A 17282-nucleotide genomic window follows, 5' to 3' on the forward strand; every position below is an offset into this window, starting at 1 on the left:
AAGTGGATTAAAAATTTCCGCTGCTTTTGGCGTTATGCCTCAGGTGTTCCTCGTACGTTTTGCTGAAATAATGCCCGCCGCTCCCGTCGTTTTTGGCGACGAAGAAAAAGTAGTCGTGTTCTTCCGGCCAGAGCACCGCCTCGAGAGACTTTTTCCCGGGGTTGGCGATCGGCCCGGGCGGGAGGCCGTCGTGAAGGTAGGTGTTGTACGGATCGTTCACCTTCAAGTCTTCGAGCGTAAGCCGCTCCTTATGCACGTCGAGGACGTATTCGACCGTGGCGCACGACTCGAGCCGCCAGCGGGCCTTGATGCGGTTATAAAAGACGCCGGCGATCCGGGCCCGTTCATCGTCCCGCACCGCCTCCCGTTCGACGATCGACGCGAGCGTCACCGCCTGATCGACCGAAAGGCCGAGCACCGCCGCCCGTTCCGCCCAAGCTTCGGGAAACATCTCCTCAAAACGCCGAAGCATCCGTTCGATGATGGCATGGGCCGAAGCGTTTTTGTCCACTGTGTACGTGTCGGGAAAGAGATAGCCCTCCAGACGGTACTTGCGCTCCGGCGAGACGGGAATTCGGTCCAGATAGCGAAACGCGAAGTCGCCTTCCTTCACTTCCCTTAAAAAGACATCCCGATCGACGAGGCCGAGCGTCTGAAGCCGATCGGCGATCTCCTCCACCGTAAACCCTTCCGGAATCGTAAACGTCACCGTCTCCCGGTAGACGTCCCCCCGGGCGAGGGCGTCGACGATCGCCTCAAGCGTCATCCCCGGACGGAAGCGGTACACCCCCGCCTGAAGGCGACCGGCCGCGTCGGGTCGCATCAGGCGGACGTAGGCCCAGAAGACGATGTCGTTCCGGATGAGGCCGGCCTTCTGAAGCGCCCGGCCGATGGCGCGGACGTCCGCCCCCGCCGGCACCGTCACCTCGACCTCCGGCCCCGGCGGAAGCGGGCGCAACTCCGCCCGCACCCACCCGAAAGCGGCGACCATCCCGGCCGCGACGAAGGCGATCAGGCCCAGCCCTCCCCAGAGCACCCGGCGCCGTTTCATCCTGCCTCTCCTCCCCCACGAAAAAAAGGGCGGTCTCCCCGCCCCCTTCATCCGACGCCTGCCGACCGGCGGCCCCCGGCCGCTTGCTCGCGGACCGCCCGGCGGCCGATCCGGCCGTGGCGCCGGCGGCTCGATTTCTTCCGGCGCTTCGCCGGGTCACACTTGGCCTTCGTCGACAAGCGTCTGGAAGGCCTCCTCGACGAGGGCCCACTCTTCATCCGTCTCGATCGGGTAAAGGGTCATGCCGCCCTCTTCGTCTTCTTCGTAGCGGAAAGCGAGCACCTCGTCCGCTTCCTCCTCCCCGTCGTCTTCTCCGTCGTCGAGGGCCGAGACGAGGATATAGCGCTTCCCGGAATCTTCGTCGTCGATCTCCGTCAGGATCTCGTACGCCTGCTCGTTGCCGTCTTCGTCGGCAATGTAAATGATGTTCTCTTCGATGTCGTCGAAGTCGAGGTCGAATTCGGGGTCGTGATCGTGATCATGGTCGTGAAGATGGGCATGGGCGCGGTCGTGACCACGATCATGCGCGTGATCGCGGCCGTGCGCGTGGACGTGCTCGTGTTCATCCCGGTGATCGGTCATTGCGGCGGACCTCCTTGTGCCCGGCGGGCATCGAGATAATGTTGCAAAATGAACTGAGCGGCCAGGGCGTCGATGACGTCTTTCCGCCGCCTCCGGCTCAAATCCGCCTCGAGGAGCACCCGCTCGGCGGCGACCGTCGTGAGCCGTTCATCCCAGTAGATCACCGGGAGGCCGAACCGACGGGCGATGTGCCGCCCGACCGCCCGGGCCTGCTCAGCCATTTTCCCCGGGGTGTTGTCGAGGTTTTTCGGCAGGCCGACGACGACGGCTTCGACGCCGTGGCGCGCGATGAGCTCTGCCAGGCGGTCGAACTCGCCGCCGCCTCTCCGGCGGACGGTCTCGAGGGCCTGGGCGGTGATTCCGAGCGGATCCGACAGCGCCACGCCGATCGTCTTCGTCCCGACGTCGAGGGCCATGATCCTCATCTTTTAACGTGTTCCCCCGCGCAAAAAATATGTAGGGCGGGCGTCTAGCGACGCGCCTCGCCCAACCCTTCCCGCTCGAGGTAATACGTGAGCAGATGTTCGATCAAGTCATCCCGCGGCACTTTCCGGATGATCGCCCGGGCATTGTTGTGGCGCGGGATGTACGCCGGTTCACCGGAAATGAGGTAACCGACGAGCTGGCGGATCGGGTCATAGCCTTTTTCTTCCAAGGCCCGGTAGACGGCCACGAGGACTTCGTGCGGCGACTGGGGGTCGCCGCCGGGCGCGGCGTCGAACTTCCGAGTCTCGTCGTTCATGGCCGTCCCTCCCCGCTCCCCTGACCGCTTCAACCGTATCATACCGCTTCAGCCAAGGATTGTAAAGATGGTCTGAAGGGCCTCATCGACCTTTTCCGGCCGCTTTCCGCCGGCCTGGGCCATCTCCGGTCGGCCGCCGCCGCCGCCGCCCGCGATCGCCGCGATGCGCTTGACGATCTCCCCGGCATGCACGCCTTTTTGCACAAGGTCCGGTGAGACGGCGGCGACAAAAAGCGCCTTGTCCTCCGCCGCCGCGCCGAGCACGATGACCGCCCCCGCCTGGCCTTTCGGGCTCGACCGAAGGGCATCGATCGTCTTTCGGAGGGCGTCCATGTCCGGGGCGTCGACTTTGGCCGCAAGCACCGTCATGCCGGCGACCGTTCGGGCCCGGTCCCAGAGGGCGAGGGCTTCGTGGGTGGCGAGCTTGTCTTTGAGCCGGTCGCTTTCCCGCAGGGCGGCCTTGAGCTCCTGCCAGAGGGCGTCGATCTTCGCCGGGACCTCCGCCGGCTCCGCCCGAAGGGCGTCGGCCGCCCGGGCGAGGAGATCAAGCCGCTCGCGGACGTAGCGATAAGCGTGCCGGCCGGTCACCGCCTCGATCCGCCGGACGCCGGCGCCGATCCCGCCTTCAAAGGTGATGACGAAGAGGCCGATCTCCTGCGTGTTCCGGACGTGGCAACCCCCGCAGAGTTCCAGGCTGTAATCGCCGACCTTCACCACGCGGACGATCGCGCCGTATTTCTCGCCGAAGAGCGCCATCGCGCCCATCTTTTTCGCCTCGTCGAGCGGTTTCAGGAACCAGTCGACCGGAAGCGCCGCCCAGATCTGTTCGTTCACCCTCGCCTCGATCGCCCGGAGCTCCTCCGGCGTAAGCGGACCGTAATGAGAGAAGTCGAACCGGAGCCGGTCCGGCGCGACGAGGGAGCCGGCCTGGGCGACGTGGGGACCGAGAACGTCCCGGAGCGCCTGATGGAGGAGGTGGGTCGCGGTGTGGTTTTTGATCACGTCCGCCCGCGCCTCCGGATCGACGGTCGCCCGGACGACGTCCCCTTCCCGGACGGCGCCGCTTCGGACCTGCACCCGATGGGCGTGCTGACCGTGAGGCGCCTTCGTCACGTCGAGGACGTCGAGGACGACGCCGTCGCCTTCGATCGTCCCCCGGTCGGCCACCTGACCGCCGCTTTCGGCGTAAAAGGGCGTCTCGTCGAGGAAGACGAGGCCTTCATCTCCGGCTTCGAGCGCCGGCACCCGCCGGTCGTTCCGGAAGAGGCCGATCACCCGCGCCGCCGGTACGTCGAGGACGTCGTAGCCGACGAAGCGGCTTTCGGCGTTGAACGTCCGGAGCTCGCCGCCCTGCACCTGCATCGAATCGATCGCCGCCCGGGCGCGGCGGGCCCGCTCCCGCTGCACCTCCATCTCCCGTTCGAAGCCTTCTCGATCGACGGCGAGGCCATGTTCGGCGGCGACGTCGACGGTGAGGTCGAGCGGAAAGCCGTACGTGTCGTAGAGGACGAACGCCTCCTCGCCGCTCAGCGCCGACCGACCTTCCCGCTTCGCCCGGGCGATCGTCTCCTCGATGAGGCGCATCCCCTCGTCGAGCCGCTCGTAAAACCGCTCTTCTTCCCGCCGGATGACGTCTTCGACGTGACTTTTCCGCGCCGGAATTTCGGGGTAGAACGCCCCCATGATCTCCTCGACGGCGCCGACCAGCCGGTGCAAAAACGGCGTGTCGAATCCGAGCTTCCGGCCGTAGCGGACCGCCCGCCGGAGGAGCCGCCGAAGGACGTAACCCCGACCTTCGTTGGACGGCAGCGCCCCGTCGGCGATGGCGAAGGTGAGGGCTCGGATGTGGTCGGCGATGACGCGGAAGGCGACGTCCGCTTCCCGGCTCGAGCGGTACCGGACGCCGGAGAGGGCTTCCGTCCGGCGGATGATCGGGAGGAAGAGGTCGGTGTCGAAGTTCGTCTCGCCGTCCTGGAGGATCGACGCCATCCGCTCGAGGCCCATGCCGGTGTCGATGTTTTTGCTCGGAAGGGGCGTGTACGTCCCGTCGGGATTGTGGTTGAACTGGGAGAAGACGAGGTTCCAGATCTCGAGGTAGCGCTCGTTTTCCCCGCCGGGGTATAGCTCCGGATCGTTCGGATCGTCGCCGAACGCCGGCCCCCGATCGTAGAAAATCTCGCTGTTCGGTCCTGACGGCCCTTCCCCGATGTCCCAGAAATTCCCCTCCAGCCGGACGATCCGCTCCTCCGGAAGGCCGATCTCATGCCGCCAGATCGCGTACGCCTCGTCGTCTTCCGGGTGAATCGTCACGCTCAGGCGGTCCGGGTCAAAGCCGATCCACCGGCGGTCGGTGAGGAATTCCCACGCCCAACGGATCGCCTCTCGCTTGAAGTAGTCGCCGATCGAAAAATTCCCCAGCATCTCGAAGAAGGTGTGGTGCCGGGCGGTCTTGCCGACGTTTTCGATGTCGTTCGTCCGGATCGACTTCTGGACGTTCGCGAGCCGTGGATTCGGCGGCGCCTCCCGGCCGTCGAAGTACTTTTTGAGCGTCGCCACGCCGGAGTTGATAAAAAGAAGGCTCGGATCGTCGACCGGGATCAGGGAAGCCGGCGGGACGACGAGGTGGCCTTTGGCCTCGAAGAACGAGAGGAACTTTTCGCGGATCTCCTGACCTTTCATTCGATCGGGCCCGGCGCGCCAGAGTCGCCGGCCGGGCCGCTCCTCCCTTCTTTGTCAAATTCTTTATCCCCAATTCATCTTTATCACCATAAAAGCGCCCGTCCCTCAGGGACGAGCGCTCGCTCGCGGTACCACCCTGCTTGTCCGGAATGGGCGAGACGGGTCACCGCCGCACGGCCGGGCCGACACCGCCACGCCGACCTTCGGCGCGCTTCGCCTTCTCCGTGTGCCGCGCCCTTCGCCTTCCGAACCGCTCTCGGCGAATAACGGCCGCCGCCGTCAGGCTTCCCTCCGGTCCTCGGGCGAGCGGGGGCTCTGGACCGATGGATCCCGCCGGACGAAAACCGGCGATCGTCGCCGAGCCGACACTCGGCCGACACCGGCTTTACCGGCATCGATCTCCGCCGAAACCGGGGCCCACCGGCGTCCGGTCCAAACAGGGTCCACCGGCGTCCGATCGACGCCCCGGCTTCCGCCGCAACGGCGAACCGGACTTCGCCTGCGCTCCGGACTGGCCTGCGCGGTCCCGCCGGGGCCCCTTGCAGCCACCGGCGATGCCGGGAGGGCCCTCTCTGGGCGGCGGAGCGCCGCGCTTCGGTCCGTCATCGCGTTCGTTTTTGCCTTTTCGTTTCTTTTCGTTTTCCCTTATCGAATTCCCGCGCCAGGGATCCGATCCGGCGCAACCATCGCCGTCGCCGCTCATCCGGCGCTTAAGCGTAGTATACCGTGCGGGCGGCGGCGGTGCAAGTCGGCCGGGGCTCTAAGCTAAGCCGGATCATTGACCGCATTGATCCGCTTTGAATTCCAGATCGCCCATGGGATCTTGAACGCCTCCACGGATCTGTTTGACCTTCGTTTATGTGTGCATCCTCAGTTACAAAAAAGCACCCCCTTGCGCATGCCGATCATATCCCTCATAATGACCGTGTCGCCCATTATAACTTGTTTCCCCGCCAATAAAGAAGCGCATCATGAAGCGTTTTTTCCGTCCCGGCGACCGGCATGCGCTCACGTGGAGGATCTTAAAGGATGAAAATGAGAGTATCGGCGGTCCAATATCACCTGCATACGATCCGGTCATTTGAAGATTTCGCCAGACAGGTGGAGCATTACATTAAAACGGCCGCAGAATTCGGCGCCGAGTTTGTCTTGTTCCCCGAATTTTTTACAACCCAACTCCTGTCCATCGGTGACGAACGCGGGAACGCCTTAACCATCCACGATTTGCCCGATTTCACGGAGCAGTATCGGGATTTGTTTTCATCCTTGGCAATTGAGACGAAGATGCACATTATCGCAGGAACCCACGTCGTTCGCAAAGGGGGCCGGTTATACAACGTCGCGCATCTGTTCTATCCGGACGGAAGGATCGCGGAACAACCGAAGCTTCATCTCACGCCGACGGAAGTGAAAGAATGGACGATCACGCCCGGCGACAGCCTGCAAGTGTTTGAAACCGACAAAGGAAAGGTCGCCATTTTAATCTGCTATGACATCGAATTTCCCGAGATCGCTCGCATGGCCAGAGCCAAAGGCGCGGATGTGATTTTCTGCCCGTCCTGTACCGATGATCGGCACGGATTCCACCGGGTCCGTTACAGCTGCCATGCGAGAACGATTGAAAACCAGGTCTATGTCGTGACGACGGGGACCGTCGGTTCCCTTCCCACGGTCGACTTTATGCGGGCTAATTTTGGGCAAGCGGCGGTGATCACGCCCAACGATATTCCGTTTCCGCCCCGGGGTATCCTGGCGGAGGGGGAAATCAATGAGGATATGGTGGTGACCGCGGACCTCGATTTGGAACTGTTAGACCGAGTTCGCCAAAGCGGGTCCGTCACCACATGGCGCGACCGGCGGACGGATCTCTACCCGGACTGGGCATAAGTGAAAAACCCCGCGGTTTGAAGGAGAGAGAAAATTGTACCGGAAAACATTTTACGTTTTTGACCGGGACCGGCCGGTCCCGGCGGTCATCCGAAATTATACGGAACGGGACTTCCCGGATTTAATCCGCATTCAACAGGAAAGCTTTCCTCCGCCGTTCCCGTCCGAGTTATGGTGGAACACGGAACAGCTCAAAAACCATGTGACGCTGTTTCCGGAGGGCGCCTTGTGCGTGGAGGTGAACGGTGAAATCGCGGGATCGATGACGGGGATGATCGTGGACTTTGATCCCGATCATCCGGATCATACATGGGAAGAGATCACCGATAACGGATATATTCGCAACCATCGGCCCAACGGGGATACCCTTTACGTCGTCGACATTTCCGTGCGCCCCGCCTATCGCAAATTAGGATTGGGAAAATGGTTGATGTTTTCCATGTATGACGTCGTGATTCACAAAGGGCTTAAACGGCTGCTGGGCGGAGGCAGAATGCCCGGCTATCATAAAAAAGCGGCGGAGATGACCGCGGAACAATACCTCGAAGCGGTCGTCAAAGGGGAATTGAAGGACCCGGTGATCACCTTCCTGCTTCGCTGTGGCCGAACGCCCGTAAAAGTGATCGCGAACTATCTTGAAGATGAAGAATCATGCAATTATGCAGTGCTTATGGAATGGAAAAATCCCTTTTTCGCCGCCGATTCTTTATAAGGAGTACGAGTATTCAGGATCCCTTGCTTAAACAAATGCACCCGTTGATGCCATACGTATTCTCTCCTGAAGAAGATCCGAGCATTGTTCACGAAGGAAATTATGGATGCGTTATTATTCCGCCCCATCGAGCAAGCCGAACGGCGACCGATCGTCTCTTGGACGAACATCGAAGGAGGGCGGCGATCTGCCGCTGTTCGGCTTCGACCCGCTCCAGTAGATGCGCCCGCAGCGCTAAAGATGCCCCCACCACGCTTCTTCCGTCCTCGGTTTTCGCACGCGGACGACCGCCGGCGGCCGTTCACCCCGGCGGTCGTCCGATGCGGTCGGTCCTGCCGCCTTCACCCTTTCGGGCGCCCGTATAAAGCGCTTTCAAACGCGTCGTCCAAGGCCCCCTTCCCGCCGTTTCCGACCGCGGCCTTTTCCGACGGCGTTCCCCGTCGTCATCCCCCGTCCCGGCGGAAAAGCGAACGGGCGAGATCGCCGGTGTTGAGCGCTTCGTCCGAAGGCGCCGACGCGTCCGCGGATTCCGAACCTTGATCTCCGCCATCGACCGCGGTGCGCCACCGGCCGCGGCGGCATCCGGCAAGCCGGCAATTCGCGGTCCCGGCCAACGTGCCTCCCGCCCGAAAGCGCTTTAATTGCCGACCGGAACGCTTTTTCCGCTCCGTCGCGCTTTCGCCCAGGCGTCCCGGATGTACGGCACGATCCAACGGTCGAGGCCGATGCGTCCCGCGTTGGCGCCGGCGATGAGGAGGAAGATGCTGAGCAGGATCATCTGCGGGTTGGTGCTCACCGTGCCACTGAACATGAAGGAGAAGTTCATCACCGCTCCAAAAAAGACCGCTGCCGTCGTAAAACACCCAAGAAGCAGTCCGATGCCGACGAGCACCTCCCCCCACGGCACAAGGAAATTGAAGAGCCCGACATTGGGGATGGCGAAACCCTCGAGAAAACGGGCCCACCACCACTGGACGTCGGGGTGGTCGCCGGTGGCCTTCGCCAGAGCGCCCTTGAGGTAGCCCGACGCATCAAAGCCGCTCAGCTTATGCACCCCTGCCATCAACCACGTCCATCCCAGATAGAGCCGGATGACGAAAAGCCCCAGGGACGCGTAAAAATTCTCCCGAAGCCAGAGGACGACGGGAGCGACCGGTTGCGCCGCCGCCACGCCCCGCGTCCAGCGTTCGTCAAATCCCATCTTCTTTCCCTCCTTTCGTCTTTTTCCATCTCCAGTATAACAGCGCCGGAGACGGCATCACAAGCGGAAAGTGAAATGTTTCACAAAGCTGTCAACAAGGAAAGGAGCGGGCTGCGAAGAGGCACCTTCCCCCTGACATCGCGGCCCAAAGAAGCCGCCGCTTCCCCCAACCACCGCCGGCTCACCAGGACGGTTCGATCGACGTGCGTTTGGACGCGGAAAGCTTTGCGCGCAGCCATTCCCGGGCCGCGTCGGTGCGAATCGGAAGCGACCCGGAATCGCCGTCGTAGAGATCGGCGATGAGCTCGGCCACCGGCGGCCGCTCGAGGGAGGCCGCTTCGACTTTTTCCCCGTCGGCAAAAAACGCCTCCGGGGTCCAATGCCCGAGCAATCGGCCCTCCTTGAGCACGACAACGCGGTCGGCCCAGTCGGCAACGAACTGCATGTCGTGGGTGGCAACGATGAGCTGGACGCCCTGTTCGCCGAGCGTCTCAAGCACCGCATGGATGCGTCGCCTCCCGGCCGGATCGAGAAAAGCCGTCGGCTCATCAAACAGGATCGTCTCTGGCCGGGCGGCGAGCACCCCCGCGATGGCGACGAGCTTCTTCTGCCCGTAACTTAACGCATGCGGCGGCCGATCGGCCAGGTGGGAAATGGACAGCGTCGAAAGGGCCCAGCGCGCTCGCTCTTCCGCCTCTTCGAGCGGAAGGCCGAGCTGAAGCGGCGTAAAGAGCACGTCTTCCCACACCGTAAGCGAGATGAGCTGATCATCAGGCTCCTGGAACGCAATCCCGACCTCAGGGAGAACGGGCGCACGTCGGTCCGCTTTGGACCGTTCGTAGACGGGCCGACCGCGGTAGCGTACCTTCCCGCACTCCGGGCGAAACAGCCCTTTCATCAACATGAGCGTCGTCGATTTGCCCGAGCCGTTGGCACCGACGATCGCCGTCCGCTGCCCCGCCTCGATCGTCAGCGTGAGCGCCTCCACCGCATACGGCGCCCCCTGCCGGTACCGGTAACAAACGCCGTCCAGCTGAAAGAGCGGTGTGGACATCGCCTGCCTCCTTCACGTCTCTGAATCGCCGGCACGCGCCCCGGACCGACGACGGACGGACACCTGCCGGAGCCCGCCGTGGACGAGCTGTTTCTAAAAACCGCCCAAGTGCTCACGATATCAATCCGGCCGCGATACGCCTCCAAGGTCACCACCGAACAAACGCCCCCAAGCGCGTCAACGGACGAGCCCCTCCCACCCCAGGAGCAAGAGCAAGGGCAAAAGCCAAAGTGCCGCGATCCACCGCTCCCCCGGCGGACCGGGCGGAAAAGGCGGCAACCGTTCGTCGCCCGTAAAACCGCGCGCGCGGAGGGCAACGGTCACCCGCTCGCTTCGCGCCAGCGTCCGGAGCAAAAGCGCGCCCAAAAGGCGCGACAGCGCGCGGTACGCGGAAAGCGAAAAGAACGACCGTTCGCGATATCCGCGGGCGCGCAAGGCCATGCGCATCCGGGCAGCCTCGATTTTGGCCAGTTCCCCGAAGCGGACGGTAAAACGGAGGAGCCAGACGATCACGCCGGGCACGCGCAGCGCCTGAAGCGCCCGAAAAAAATGGTCGAGGGGGAGCTCGTGAAACAGGAAGGCCAGCATAAAGCCGATGAACAGAAGCCGCCCGCCGTACCGCGCCGCCTGGACGAGCCCCGCGCCTGGCGTGGGAGCGATCAGCGGAAAAAAGAGAAACATCAAAAGCACGATCCACAGCGCATACCGCAGGCGCTGCCACACGTGCGCCGGCGGTACCGCCGCCGCGGCCAGAAGGATGAGGCCGTACACGTCCGACACCAAGATCGACTCAAGCCGCCCGAGCAACGCCCCCAAAAACGCCGAAACAAAGAAAAAGGCCGCTTTCAGCGGCGGATGACGAAGTCGCACCGGCGAACGGACACCCCTCTCTTTTGCGCCAGTCCGTCATCGCTTTATCTACCGGCGAAACGAACCGCCCGGCCTTGTCGGCCGCGACGCCAACCACCGGCCGATAAGCCAAAACAGCGCGAACGCCAGAAGCACTCCGACGATCCCCGCAAGGCTTTGCGAAAGCCACGCGGGAAGACCCGGCACGTGATAATCGGCAAACGGCGCATGATACCACACGCGTTCCTGTTCCAGATATCCGAGATCCTCGCCCGCCCGTTCGAACCCGTCCGGATCCGTCGAAGCCCAGAGAGATAAGCCTCCGCCGACGATAAGCGCGATGAACAGCCACACGGCGATGCGCTTCACCTTTCATCGTCCTTCCCCGCCGTCATTCCTTCATCCGAGAGGCGCTTCCCACTTCAGCACGCTTCGCGTTACTTCAGCCCAAGGGCCCGACACGCCCCTCGCTTCATCCGATGCATCCGATGCGAGCTTCATGGCGCCACGTCCGAAGCGCCGTTCGCTAGGCTTCATCGACCAGCCGGTACGCGGACCGGCGCGCAAACGGCAAGATGACGGCCGTGATCAACCCTTCCCCGATCCCGATCCAGGCATGCCAGAAAAGGAGCGTCGCGATGGCCGGCCCATACGGAACGACACCGGACAGCCCGAGCATCAGGGCGATGATGAAGGCTCCCGCCTCCACGCTCAGCCAGGACGCGACAAAGGCCCTCACGGCATCCGGCAGACGCGACAGACCGCCGTAGACGGCCCGCCCGACCAGCGGTGCGACGATGCCCATCGCCAGGATGTTCAGTCCAAGCGCCGTGATCCCGCCGTCCTGAAAAAGAATCGCCTGCAGGAAGAGAATGACGGCCATGATCAGCGTTGCCGGATAAAAACCAAACAAGATCGCCGCAAAGGCGCCGCCGATGAGATGCCCCGAGGTGGCCGCTCCGAGCAGCGGGAAATTGACCATCTGAGCCGCAAACAAAAACGCGGCGGCGGCGCCCATGGCCGGGAGTTTTTCCGGTTCGAGGTCCCGTCTGACCGCGCGCACGCTTTGAGCGAGCACCGCCAGACTCACGGCGTTCGTTCCGATCACGACAGGCGGGCTTAAAAGCCCGTCCGGCACATGCATAGCACAACCTCCATAAAACGTGTCATGACTCGGGATTGTTTTCACTATACCGTATCACGAAGACCTTGTCAAGCGCAGCGAGGCTCTAAGCTAAAAAGTGTGGTTGCTCAAGCAGGAAAAAGGCGGTCAGAGCGCTCATGGGATCGTCCCCAACACCACACCCCATCCCAAGGAGGCTCTGACCGCCTATGAAACCGTCTATGGACACGCGCTCGGTCTGACGCGCCGGCCACCGTCTTCCCCGCCGGCCGCTTCGCAAAAACGAAGCAGACCTCACCGAGCGTCGGGCAAAAGCGCCGGCCGCGATCCGCTGATCACACTTCTTGATATGGAGCCGCGCAGCGAGGGCAATGCCTTTTCCCTTGATGCACCGGCCCTGCCCAGGCGGGCCTGCGAAGACGGAAGAAAGCCCATGAAAAGCAGGAGCGTTCCATTGACGAGACGGCGTCCTCGGCAAAACGGCAAGACGGAATGACGGACGATACGTCAATTTCATTGACGCCTTAATAGGACATGAGCCGTTGTGCCAGGATCTGTGTCGATCCGCATCATCCGCTTCACACGCCCGCCTCATGTACGCCTGTTCGGTCCTGGGCGTCTGACCGCTCGCGCCTCACGCGCGCCCAGTGCTTAAAAAGCGCGAGCCCAAAACCGAGCGCCGACCGGACTTCGGGATCGGAAAGCGCCCGAAGCAGCGCGAGCGTCGACTTCGGCTCCGGAGGCGTTTCTTTGCCCAACTTGACCGTCCGGTACGCCTCGCCCAGCGCCTTGAGGTCGTCGATGAGGCCGGCCGAGACCGCATCGTCGAGCGCCATCGCCGCCCGCACGAAAAGCCCCGTCACGTCCTGGATCATCGGTTGCGTCATCGACGACTTGGCAACGGCGACAAATTCCGCAATCTCGAAGAGCGCATCGAGTGTGCCCCGCTCGTGCATCGCCTGAAGTCGATCGAGAAGCGGCGCCGCTTCCTCGCTCCGCCGTAAGAGCGCCTCAAGCCGCGCGAGGCGTTCTTCCGTCAGCCAGTCGTCCAGCTTTTCAAGCGCGCCGACTGCTTTCTCCGTCCATTCGACGTCTTTCTTCGTCCATTCGACTTCCATCGCCTCTCCCCCCTACATCTCTCCCCCCTACATCAGACCGCGGGCCGTCAGCCAGTACAGGTCGTTATACATCCCCTTGAACCAGTGGAGGAGCTCGGACGTCGCGGCCGGTTTGGGGGGGCGGTCGTAGTCGAACGTGATGAAACTCGCGTCCCCCAAACTGTTTTCCAAAAAGCAAGCCACCTTTCCGTTGTAAAGGTGCGTCTCCGGAAGGCCGCGCACGCGATCGACGAGGTTTTTCACCAGCACCTCCGCCTGATAGTGGGCCGTCGACCCCGCCTTGCTGATCGGAAGGTTCGTCGCATCGCCGAGCACATAGACGTCATCCTGGCCGATCATCTTGAGCGTATGACGATCGGTCGGAATGAAGCCCGACTCATCGCCGATGCCGGAGTTTAGGATCACCCCGGCGCCTTTGTGCGCCGGGATCGAGATCAGAAGATCAAAAGGATGCTCGCCTCCGTCCATGGTCAAGACGACCTGCCGCTTCGGGTCGACCGCTTCCATGTTGAAAAACGTTTCGTACCGGATGCCGCGGGCATCGAACTGTTGTTTCGCCCAATCGGCAATCGGTTCTGCGGCGTGCACCCGGCCGATCGGATACGTGTAAACGATCTCCACCCGATCGCGCAGTCGTCGACGGCGAAAATAATCGTCCAACATGAGCGTCACTTCGACCGGAGCGGCCGGACATTTATGCGGAACGTCCTGCACGATCATGATGCGCCCGCCCGTCCACGTCGTCAACCGATCGCGCAGCCGCTCGGCCCCTTCGGGCGTATAAAAATTGTAGGTGACCTCGGCCAACCCGGGGACGCTCTGAAAGTCGGGATAGGAACCGGTGGCGATGACGAGCACGTCATACGGATAGTGCCGGTGCGGCGAGATCAGTTGTTTGCGCTCAAGATCGATGCGCGTGATCGCATCCACCACCATGCCGACGTCCGGAAGAAGGAGCGCCCGCTCGGGGCGGACGAAATCTTCAAGGGGCCGCTCGTTGAACACGACGAACAAATACCCGGGCTGATACCAATGTCGATCGCGATCGGTGACGACCGTCACTTCGACGGCGCCGCGTCGTATTTCCGGGCGAAGCGCCCGCGCCAGTCGGTTGGCCACGGTCGTTCCGGCCGTCCCGCCGCCGAGCACGACAATGCGCATGGCCATGGCCACCCCCTCTGATCGTCAATCGGGCACTTCATCAGCGCTCTTTTTTGATCGCGATCTTCCAGTATCCCTCGGCTTCTTCGACGTACAGCACCGTATGGCCCATCTTCTTCGCCCATTCGGGGATGTCTTTGGCCGACCCGGCATCGTTGGAAAGCACTTCGAGCACGTCGCCGACCTCCGCCGCGCGCGTCGCTTTGATCAACTCCATGAGCGGTCCCGGGCAAAACGATCCCCGAGCATCGATGGTCTTCGTCGCTTGCGCCATCTTCCATCCCTCCTGAATCATGGATCTCGGCCGATTACATCGTGACGATCGCGCCGCCGGCGGCGATGTTGAAAAAGGCGCTCACGCCGATCACGTCATCGAACACGTCGATCAGGTCCGCCTTCGACCAGTTCATCACGTCCATCGCCAGGGCACAAGCGTAAACCTTCAGCGTCCCCAGTTCCTTTCCGTTCGCGATCAGCTCCGTAAACGGCTGCGCTTTTGCCCGCAGCGCTTCGCCGACGACCCCGGTGCGGAAGCGCCCTTCCGCCTGCGTCGATTTGAGGAACGGGACGAGCCCGTTCATCGTCACGAACAGGTGAACCTCCATCCCCGACATCGCCGCGACCGAGGCGATGAGCGACGCGGCATGCACTTTCTCCAGCTCCTCTGACGCGAGCACGATCGAGAGCTTTTGCGCGTTTTTCGTCATGGGCTTTTCCTCCTTTCGCAAGCGGCTCGGCAATGACGATCCCCGAGGCTCAGACGGCGGATCCGAAACCGCAGGTTATTACCCTCCCGGGTAGGGTAGTTGCACCCTTATCATAAAGCCACGATCATGGAGCGACAAGGATCAGGTGATGTATTTCACAATGTTGATACAAAGGTATGATCTTCCTGTGAATGCGCCGTGAGCGTTTTGTGAATACCCCAGATTCGCGTAGTTTTTGCTTGACGCCCGCCGTTTGCCCGCATATGATCGACTTATGACCATCCTTCCCTGTGAGAATCGGATCGAATGAAGATCTTCGTCGGCAGGGATGTTCGAGCGAAGCCGATCGTCTCGACCGTCTCCGGTGAGCGTAAAGGAGTGATCCTGTGTCCCGCGAAGCGCCCGGCGTCCAGTTGACGCCCGCGATCTTGCGCCAGGTCGAAGAACGCGGGCCCGGCCATCTCGTCGTAAGCCGCGACCTCGGCCGATTGTACAAGCTTTACCAGCGCGCCCTAGACGAGGTCGGCCTGACGGAGCCTGAGGCCCGCCTCATTTACGAAGCGTACAAAGGCGTGTCATCGGAAGTGCCGCTTGTCCATGCGGCCGCGCTGCTTGCGGCCAACATCCGCGGGGCCATCCTGGAGCGTCGGCTGGATGAGGTGTACCGCGTCGACGGCGCCGCCCTTATCGAAAAGCTGCGCGGCCTCACCGAGATCCAAGCGCTGGCCATCATCGACGCCGTCGAGCGGATTGCCTACGGTGCCGCTTTTCGTGGGATGGACGAGGCGCAGGCGCTTCGTCTGGCCTTTCGCATCGAAAAGCCGTAACCTGCCTCATCGCCGACGGTCGCGTTCGGAACCGACGGCCCCGCCCGGCAAAAAAGGCCCGATGCCGCCGCATCGGGCCTTTGGACGCTTCGTCGACTCTTTCGCTCATTTGACCACATCGATGACCGTATGGCTGTACATGATGTTTTGATCCGTCATCCGAAAAGCCGAAGCGAGCATCTCCGCCGCTTCGTCGGGGATGTCGCGGCCGGCGACGAGGCGCGCGAGCGCCTCGCCGCGGGAGACTTTTTCGCTTTCTTTGTAGTAAAGGGTCGCCCCGCAGGCGGGATCGAGCGGCGCATCCAACCGACGCCGAGCGCCGCCGGCGAGCAGGAGCGCCGCGCCGACCAAGCCGGCATCGACCGGAAGAAGCACCCCTTCCGCCTGCGCGCCGATGACGGCCTCATATTCCGGCTGCGGAAGGAGGGCCGGCTCATCGATAAACGCCGCGTCCGCCCCCTGACGCTCCACCCACTCTTTGAATTTGAGCAGGGCCGCGCCGGAGCGGATCGCCTCATAGACCCGGTTGACCGCTTCCTCAATGGTCTTTGCCGTTTCCGAAAGCAGAAGCATCTCGCCCCCCAGGCGCATGCTCAACCCCAGGACGTCGTCCGGGCCGCGGCCCATCAGGACCTCCACGGCTTCGCGCACTTCATTCGCAGTGCCGACCTCCTGGCCGTGGGGCTGGTTCATATTGACGATCACGGCCGCGCCCTTTTTCCCGAGCCGCCGGCTTAAGCGGACCCAAAGCTCGGCAAACGACCGGGCGTCTTCTTCCGAACGGAAGAGCGCCCCCGCGCCGACCTTGACGTCCACAAGGAGCGCCTCGTAACCAGCGGCGAGCAGGCGCCCCATGAAAACGGCCACGCCCAGCGCCGGCGGAAGGAGCGCGCTGCCCTCGGCACCGGCATCCGGTTTGCGCCCGGCACCGTCCGTTCCCTCCGCGCCATACGTCCGACCGATTTCCTCCAGGAAAGCGTCGTAGACGACCGCAAGCAGGCGGTCGGCGGCCGGCGCCATCGACGCCGGCTTTTCCATCACGGCAAGGCCGATGTCCTGCACCTGCGTGAGGAACGCTTCCCGGCCGATGGCGCTCCGAAAGCCGGGGATCGCCGCGAGCTTGTCGACCGACCCGGCATGCGGCCCGAGCCCGCGGGCAGACACGTGGGCGACCGGCAGGCCCAGCGCGGCCACCGCCGGAAGCGCCACCAAAGATGTTTTGTCCCCGACGCCCCCCGTCGTGATCTTGCCCACCTTCACCCCGGGGACGGAAGACAGGTCGGAAGACAGGTCCAAGGTGTCTCCCGTCTCGGCGATGGCCCGCGCCAGGGCCAGCGTTTCGTCTTCGCTGAGTCCGCGCCTGGATACGGCCCGGATCAACGCCCGCGTCTCCGCTTCCGGCAGGGTGCCGTCCACCAGCCCTTCGACCATCCGGCGGATCTCGTGGACCTGAAGCGTCTCTCCGCGCTCTTTTTTCCGGACCACGTCTACGGCATGCATCCGCATCCCCCTTCACGCCGCTCAGTAAGGCGCCCCTCGAGGGAAGGCGCCCGCCGGAGCGCCCGGAAGAAACCCGCCGAAATCCCGGG

Annotated in this window: 18 protein-coding genes; 3 read left to right on the forward strand and 15 right to left on the reverse strand. The window is 63.0% G+C overall.

Features of this window, described 5'->3' with window-relative positions; translation table 11 throughout:
- Positions 1-7 precede the first annotated feature (7 nt).
- From mltG to alaS, 5 genes are all read right to left on the reverse strand, one after another.
- Positions 8-1051, reverse strand: a complete 1044-nt coding sequence (gene mltG, locus SA87_RS00675) for an endolytic transglycosylase MltG (protein ID WP_082910420.1) — start codon at positions 1049-1051, stop codon at positions 8-10.
- A 156-nt stretch (positions 1052-1207) separates the two neighbouring features.
- Positions 1208-1633 (reverse strand): DUF1292 domain-containing protein, encoded by a 426-nt coding sequence (locus tag SA87_RS00680; protein ID WP_082718509.1) that lies wholly within the window; start codon positions 1631-1633, stop codon positions 1208-1210.
- Positions 1630-2058 carry a Holliday junction resolvase RuvX gene (gene ruvX / locus SA87_RS00685; RefSeq protein ID WP_066197580.1) on the reverse strand — a complete coding sequence of 143 codons (429 nt, stop codon included), beginning with the start codon at positions 2056-2058 and terminating at the stop codon, positions 1630-1632. The genes SA87_RS00680 and ruvX overlap by 4 nt, the downstream gene beginning before the upstream one ends.
- A gap of 44 nt (positions 2059-2102) precedes the next feature.
- Positions 2103-2375, reverse strand: coding sequence for an IreB family regulatory phosphoprotein (locus SA87_RS00690; RefSeq protein WP_066197583.1), 273 nt, complete (start codon positions 2373-2375; stop codon positions 2103-2105).
- Positions 2376-2423: 48 nt separating this feature from the next.
- Entirely contained in the window at positions 2424-5054 is a 2631-nt protein-coding gene (gene alaS, locus SA87_RS00695) for an alanine--tRNA ligase (RefSeq protein WP_066197584.1), read from the reverse strand.
- A gap of 1029 nt (positions 5055-6083) precedes the next feature.
- Between alaS and SA87_RS00700 the strand changes: the two genes are divergently transcribed.
- Together SA87_RS00700 and SA87_RS00705 are read left to right on the forward strand one after the other, a co-directional pair.
- A complete protein-coding gene (locus SA87_RS00700) occupies positions 6084-6941 on the forward strand; it encodes a carbon-nitrogen hydrolase family protein (RefSeq protein WP_066197588.1) in 858 nt (285 codons plus the stop codon).
- Between the two features lie 34 nt (positions 6942-6975).
- On the forward strand, positions 6976-7653 hold the full coding sequence (locus SA87_RS00705; RefSeq protein WP_066197590.1) for a GNAT family N-acetyltransferase: 678 nt from the start codon (positions 6976-6978) through the stop codon (positions 7651-7653).
- A 637-nt stretch (positions 7654-8290) separates the two neighbouring features.
- Here the strand turns inward: SA87_RS00705 and SA87_RS00710 are convergent.
- From SA87_RS00710 to SA87_RS00750, 9 genes are all read right to left on the reverse strand, one after another.
- On the reverse strand, positions 8291-8854 hold the full coding sequence (locus SA87_RS00710) for a DoxX family protein (RefSeq protein WP_066197592.1): 564 nt from the start codon (positions 8852-8854) through the stop codon (positions 8291-8293).
- Positions 8855-9035: 181 nt separating this feature from the next.
- On the reverse strand, positions 9036-9908 hold the full coding sequence (locus SA87_RS00715) for an energy-coupling factor ABC transporter ATP-binding protein (RefSeq protein ID WP_066197597.1): 873 nt from the start codon (positions 9906-9908) through the stop codon (positions 9036-9038).
- Between the two features lie 177 nt (positions 9909-10085).
- Entirely contained in the window at positions 10086-10778 is a 693-nt protein-coding gene (locus tag SA87_RS00720; RefSeq protein WP_066197600.1) for an energy-coupling factor transporter transmembrane component T family protein, read from the reverse strand.
- Positions 10779-10826: 48 nt separating this feature from the next.
- A complete protein-coding gene (locus tag SA87_RS00725) occupies positions 10827-11126 on the reverse strand; it encodes a PDGLE domain-containing protein (protein WP_066197602.1) in 300 nt (99 codons plus the stop codon).
- Between the two features lie 157 nt (positions 11127-11283).
- Positions 11284-11901, reverse strand: coding sequence for an energy-coupling factor ABC transporter permease (locus SA87_RS00730; RefSeq protein ID WP_066197606.1), 618 nt, complete (start codon positions 11899-11901; stop codon positions 11284-11286).
- A gap of 557 nt (positions 11902-12458) precedes the next feature.
- Positions 12459-12998, reverse strand: a complete 540-nt coding sequence (locus SA87_RS00735) for a helical membrane plugin domain-containing protein (protein WP_066197608.1) — start codon at positions 12996-12998, stop codon at positions 12459-12461.
- Between the two features lie 27 nt (positions 12999-13025).
- Complete coding sequence (locus SA87_RS00740; protein WP_066197610.1) at positions 13026-14165, reverse strand: NAD(P)/FAD-dependent oxidoreductase; 1140 nt, start codon at positions 14163-14165, stop codon at positions 13026-13028.
- Positions 14166-14199: 34 nt separating this feature from the next.
- A complete protein-coding gene (locus SA87_RS00745) occupies positions 14200-14433 on the reverse strand; it encodes a sulfurtransferase TusA family protein (RefSeq protein WP_066198029.1) in 234 nt (77 codons plus the stop codon).
- A 34-nt stretch (positions 14434-14467) separates the two neighbouring features.
- Positions 14468-14866: a DsrE/DsrF/DrsH-like family protein gene (locus tag SA87_RS00750; RefSeq protein ID WP_066197613.1), complete on the reverse strand. Its 399-nt coding sequence runs from the start codon at positions 14864-14866 to the stop codon at positions 14468-14470.
- A 386-nt stretch (positions 14867-15252) separates the two neighbouring features.
- Between SA87_RS00750 and SA87_RS00755 the strand changes: the two genes are divergently transcribed.
- Positions 15253-15693: a hypothetical protein gene (locus tag SA87_RS00755; RefSeq protein WP_066197615.1), complete on the forward strand. Its 441-nt coding sequence runs from the start codon at positions 15253-15255 to the stop codon at positions 15691-15693.
- A gap of 105 nt (positions 15694-15798) precedes the next feature.
- On the opposite strand, the gene SA87_RS00760 is transcribed toward SA87_RS00755, so the two are convergent.
- The gene (locus tag SA87_RS00760) at positions 15799-17193 is read right to left on the reverse strand and encodes a thymidine phosphorylase (protein ID WP_066197617.1); all 1395 of its coding nucleotides are present in this window, start codon (positions 17191-17193) and stop codon (positions 15799-15801) included.
- Positions 17194-17282 lie beyond the last annotated feature (89 nt).

Source organism: Hydrogenibacillus schlegelii (assembly GCF_001653195.1).
Classification (GTDB): Bacteria; Bacillota; Bacilli; order Thermicanales; family DSM-22653; genus Hydrogenibacillus; species Hydrogenibacillus schlegelii.

Coding starts and splice junctions, on each gene's coding strand:
- mltG (WP_082910420.1), bottom strand. CDS start 1,051: ATGAAACGGCGCCGGGTGCTCTGGGGAGGGCTGGGCCTGATCGCCTTC.
- SA87_RS00680 (WP_082718509.1), bottom strand. CDS start 1,633: ATGACCGATCACCGGGATGAACACGAGCACGTCCACGCGCACGGCCGC.
- ruvX (WP_066197580.1), bottom strand. CDS start 2,058: ATGAGGATCATGGCCCTCGACGTCGGGACGAAGACGATCGGCGTGGCG.
- SA87_RS00690 (WP_066197583.1), bottom strand. CDS start 2,375: ATGAACGACGAGACTCGGAAGTTCGACGCCGCGCCCGGCGGCGACCCC.
- alaS (WP_066197584.1), bottom strand. CDS start 5,054: ATGAAAGGTCAGGAGATCCGCGAAAAGTTCCTCTCGTTCTTCGAGGCC.
- SA87_RS00700 (WP_066197588.1), top strand. CDS start 6,084: ATGAAAATGAGAGTATCGGCGGTCCAATATCACCTGCATACGATCCGG.
- SA87_RS00710 (WP_066197592.1), bottom strand. CDS start 8,854: ATGGGATTTGACGAACGCTGGACGCGGGGCGTGGCGGCGGCGCAACCG.
- SA87_RS00715 (WP_066197597.1), bottom strand. CDS start 9,908: ATGTCCACACCGCTCTTTCAGCTGGACGGCGTTTGTTACCGGTACCGG.
- SA87_RS00730 (WP_066197606.1), bottom strand. CDS start 11,901: ATGCATGTGCCGGACGGGCTTTTAAGCCCGCCTGTCGTGATCGGAACG.
- SA87_RS00735 (WP_066197608.1), bottom strand. CDS start 12,998: ATGGAAGTCGAATGGACGAAGAAAGACGTCGAATGGACGGAGAAAGCA.
- SA87_RS00740 (WP_066197610.1), bottom strand. CDS start 14,165: ATGGCCATGCGCATTGTCGTGCTCGGCGGCGGGACGGCCGGAACGACC.
- SA87_RS00745 (WP_066198029.1), bottom strand. CDS start 14,433: ATGGCGCAAGCGACGAAGACCATCGATGCTCGGGGATCGTTTTGCCCG.
- SA87_RS00750 (WP_066197613.1), bottom strand. CDS start 14,866: ATGACGAAAAACGCGCAAAAGCTCTCGATCGTGCTCGCGTCAGAGGAG.
- SA87_RS00760 (WP_066197617.1), bottom strand. CDS start 17,193: ATGCATGCCGTAGACGTGGTCCGGAAAAAAGAGCGCGGAGAGACGCTT.